4 protein-coding genes are annotated in these 4,084 nt (G+C 46.0%); all 4 read left to right on the top strand.

The annotated features are described in order from the left end of the window. Positions 1 to 636: 636 nt before the first annotated feature. Positions 637 to 768: a hypothetical protein gene (locus J3352_RS14410; protein ID WP_255569314.1), complete on the top strand. Its 132-nt coding sequence runs from the start codon at positions 637 to 639 to the stop codon at positions 766 to 768. Next, positions 765 to 1,130 (top strand): hypothetical protein, encoded by a 366-nt coding sequence (locus J3352_RS12830; protein WP_005929542.1) that lies wholly within the window; start codon positions 765 to 767, stop codon positions 1,128 to 1,130. Before J3352_RS14410 ends, J3352_RS12830 begins: the two co-directional genes overlap by 4 nt. Before the next feature lie 221 nt (positions 1,131 to 1,351). After that, a complete protein-coding gene (locus tag J3352_RS12825; RefSeq protein WP_005929539.1) occupies positions 1,352 to 2,884 on the top strand; it encodes a class I SAM-dependent DNA methyltransferase in 1,533 nt (510 codons plus the stop codon). Then, complete coding sequence (locus J3352_RS12820) at positions 2,884 to 4,029, top strand: restriction endonuclease subunit S (protein ID WP_005929536.1); 1,146 nt, start codon at positions 2,884 to 2,886, stop codon at positions 4,027 to 4,029. The genes J3352_RS12825 and J3352_RS12820 overlap by 1 nt, the downstream gene beginning before the upstream one ends. The last annotated feature ends 55 nt before the right edge of the window (positions 4,030 to 4,084 follow it).

Below are 4,084 nucleotides of genomic sequence, written 5' to 3'. Positions count from 1 at the left end.
ATAAATATTTTAGAGCCGTGTGGATCAGTCGGAGCGTAGAGTTATAGCTCTGGCAAGTTCACGCGGTTTACTTATATAAATGGTAATTGGTGAGACTCGGAACGAATAGGACTGTTCTATATCGAACAAAATGACTACATTTCCCACACCATGGCTCAAAATCACGCCCGGTGAAATTTAGCATCTGAGCCAGTAACTTTTTGTGCGACAATGGAAATCTTTCCATATGAGATCTGTCCAATTACAGCACAATCGAAATTGAAAATTATTATATATCCTACGAGAAAAATCTGCTAAGGAACTGTAAGCTGGGAAATAAATGAAGTCCTATTTATAGTATTGTAAAAATGCGCGACAAAAATGCGACAATGCACAGAAACAATGCAGAGTAGTCTGTAACTGAATGAGATGAAAAATAACGCGTTATCGGTAAATTTGATGAATATAAAGACGAAGTTATCCTGAGAATTACTCTCTTTTAATCAGAGGGCCAGGGATTCGAGTTCCCTCGAGCGCACCAAAAGGACGACAAATCGTTGAAAGAAACGGTTTGTCGTCTTTTTTGTTTTATGCGGACATTTTGAGCTTGTACCTATGATTTTTTCAAAAATTTTAGAGGTCAGAGGTACAGAAAAAATGAAGAAGATTCAGAAAAGTGCAGTCCGGTTTGATAATCTAAAACAAGATTTTTTGGATGATAAGAAGTATTCTGGCACGGCAGAAGCCACGTTGAACGGCTATCGGTATGAGATATTACACGGTTTTTGAAGTTCCTGTCAGATGAACAGTTAGCCGTGAATGAGGCAGGATTCAAGCGGTATGTTATCCACTTGACGGATAGCGGAATGACCGCAAACAGCGTCAACCACTATATCCGTTCGGTGAAAGTGTTCCTTTACTGGTGCATGGAGCAGGACGAAATAGCACTGTTCAAAATCAAGATGGTAAAGGCAAAAGAAAACATCAAGGACGTTTACATGCAGGAAGAATTTTGTGCACTGATTCAGCCGCCGAAACGTGAGGACAGCTTTGTTGTCTGGCGCAGTTGGGCTATCATCAACTTTATTTTGGGAACAGCAGCACGAGAAGCAACAGTCTGTGAAATGCAGATCCACTTTACCGTTTTATAGCAATTCAACATCTTCATGTAACAGCAACAGCGTTGAAGTGCATATCGCAAATTGCTGTTTTAACGTTCCACTGATTTCTTGCCTTGCGATCAAGAAAGCACTTCTGCTAAACACTCTACATTGAAAATGCAATCGTACACTGCTATAATAAAATTGTGATATTATCACCAAAAATCCAAGATACAAAGCGTTTGCGATTGGCAAACATTCAGGAGGAACGCATGGTAACAGGAGCCATTAAAAATAAGGTAGACAAAATCTGGACGGACATCTGGGCAGGCGGCATCACCAATCCGCTGACCGTCATTGAACAGCTGACCTATCTCATGTTCATCCGGTCACTGGACGAGAAAGAGCTTGCCACCGAAGATTTTGAGAACATGGCGGGCGAAAAGATGGAGCACATCTTCCCGGCCAGCGCGGCAGGGCAGTCTATGCGGTGGAGCCGCTTCAAGGATAAAGATTCCCGCGAAATTTTCCTGACCATGCAGCAGCGGGTGTTCCCGGCCATCAAAAAGATGAAGTATGGCCGTCTGCCGGACTTTGACGCAAACGGTGAGCTGGTGGAAATCGAGGACGACCCCACCCGCCCGGATGAGGGCAACACCGCCTTTGCGCGGTATATGGACGATGCCATGTTCCTGATTCCCACGCCACAGGTGCTGCAAAAGATCATCACCGGGCTGGAGGATCTTTACACCCACGACATTGCCGACCTTGATATGCAGGGCGACCTGTACGAGTATATGCTGCTAAAACTGTCCTCGGCAGGGCGGAACGGCCAGTTCCGCACGCCCAAGCACATCCGCGACATGATGGTGGAACTGGTGCAGCCCACGCCGGACGACTTCATCTGCGACCCCGCCTGCGGCACGGCGGGCTTTCTGGTGTCCAGTGCGCAGTACCTCCGCGCCCACTACGAGGACAGCATGACCTCGGAGCAGTGGCAGCATTTTGCCGGCCCGATGTTCACCGGCTTTGACATGGACCGCACCATGCTGCGCATTTCGGCCATGAACCTGATGCTCCACTCCATCACGAACCCGGAGATCGACTACAAGGACAGCGTGTCGAAGCAAAACTCCATTTGCAGCAAGTACACCATTTGCCTTGCAAACCCGCCGTTCAAGGGCACTGTGGATGCCGAGAGCATCAACGACGACCTGAAAGCCGTCACCAACACCAAAAAGACGGAGCTTCTGTTCCTTGCACTCTTCCTGCGGATGCTCAAAACCGGCGGACGCTGCGCCTGCATTGTGCCGGACGGCGTGCTGTTCGGTTCCAGCAAGGCACACCAGAGCATCCGGAAAGAACTGATTGAAAACCATCAGCTGCGGGCTGTCATCTCCATGCCCTCCGGCGTGTTCAAGCCCTACGCAGGCGTGTCCACGGCGGTGCTGGTGTTTACCAAGACCGGCGCGGGCGGCACCGACAAGGTGTGGTTCTACGATATGAAAGCCGACGGCTTTTCGCTGGACGACAAGCGCACCGAGGTGAAGGAAAACGACATCCCGGACATCATCGCCCGGTTTCAGAACCTCGATGCCGAAACTGACCGCAAGTGCACCGAGCAGAGTTTCTTTGTGCCCAAAGAGGAGATTGCCGCCAATGGGTATGATTTATCCATCAATAAGTACAAAGAGACCGAGTATGTGCCGGTGGAGTACCCCTCGACCACGGAGATCCTTGCTGACCTGCATGAGCTGGAAATGGAGATCACCAAGGGTTTGGCAGAGTTGGAGAAGATGATGTGATGGCGAAGTTGGGAGAGGTTTGCTTAATTAACCCCAAGAGTTGCACATTAAGAGATGACACTGAAGTTTCCTTTATTCCAATGACAAAAGTTGGTGAGCACGGGGAGTTCGATGCATCTGAAATTAAAAATTATTCAGAAGTAAAGAAAGGCTTCACAAATTTTCAAAATGGCGATATTTTATTTGCGAAAATTACACCTTGTATGGAAAATGGAAAAGGTGCAATCGCCCATAATATGAAAAACGGAATTGGCTTTGGAAGCACTGAATTTCATGTTTTGCGTCCTGATACAGACAAAATAACGAGCGAATGGCTGTATTATTTGACCACATGGAAGGCTTTTCGCAAAGAGGCTGAGAGAAACATGACTGGAAGCGCAGGTCAAAAACGTGTGCCAAAAACTTTCTTGGAAAATTATGTCGTGAACTTGCCAGATATTGATACCCAAAAAAGCGAAAACAAAATTTTGAGAAAAGTGGACGATTTGATTTTTCTTCGCAAACAACAGCTTGCCAAACTGGACGAGCTGGTAAAGGCGCGGTTTGTGGAGATGTTTGGAGATATAAATGTTAACAATAAGAAATGGATGACTTATCCTCTTGGAGAATTGTGTACGATTGTTAGAGGCGGTTCACCACGTCCAATTGAAAGGTATCTGGGAGGAACTATTCCTTGGATTAAAATCGGTGATGCGACAACTGGAGAAAACATTTACTTGAATTCTACGAAGGAATATATTATTCAAGAGGGCGTAAAAAAAAGCCGTATGATAAAAGCGGGAAGCTTGATTTTTGCAAATTGTGGGGTTTCGCTAGGATTTGCAAGAATTATTACATTTGATGGCTGTATTCACGATGGATGGCTTGCGATGGAAGATATTGACGAAAAGCTCGATAAAATATTCTTGTTATATTCTTTGAATCAAATGACTGAATATTTTAGGAAAACGGCGCCGGCAGGAACGCAACCAAACTTAAATACAAATATTATGAAGATGCATCGTCAAATTGTTCCACCCATGGAAATGCAAAAAGCTTTTATATCATTTGTGAAATGTGCAGATAGGCAAAAGCAAATCGTACAGCAGAGCCTTGAAAAGTTGGAACTGATGAAAAAGGCGCTGATGCAGGAATATTTTGGGTGACTCCCTCAGTCACCTTCGGTGACAGCTCCCTCTGGGAGGGAGCCTTTTGACAAAG

Source organism: Faecalibacterium sp. Marseille-Q4164 (assembly GCF_017377545.1).
GTDB classification, from domain to species: Bacteria; Bacillota; Clostridia; order Oscillospirales; family Ruminococcaceae; genus Faecalibacterium; species Faecalibacterium duncaniae.
Note: the sequence above shows the minus strand (reverse complement) of the source record. Positions and strands in the feature narration are given on the sequence as shown.

What these genes read in the sequence shown, in the direction of transcription:
- J3352_RS12820 (WP_005929536.1), top strand. Translation starts at nt 2,884, where the DNA reads ATGGCGAAGTTGGGAGAGGTTTGCTTAATTAACCCCAAGAGTTGCACA.
- J3352_RS14410 (WP_255569314.1), top strand. Translation starts at nt 637, where the DNA reads ATGAAGAAGATTCAGAAAAGTGCAGTCCGGTTTGATAATCTAAAACAA.
- J3352_RS12825 (WP_005929539.1), top strand. Translation starts at nt 1,352, where the DNA reads ATGGTAACAGGAGCCATTAAAAATAAGGTAGACAAAATCTGGACGGAC.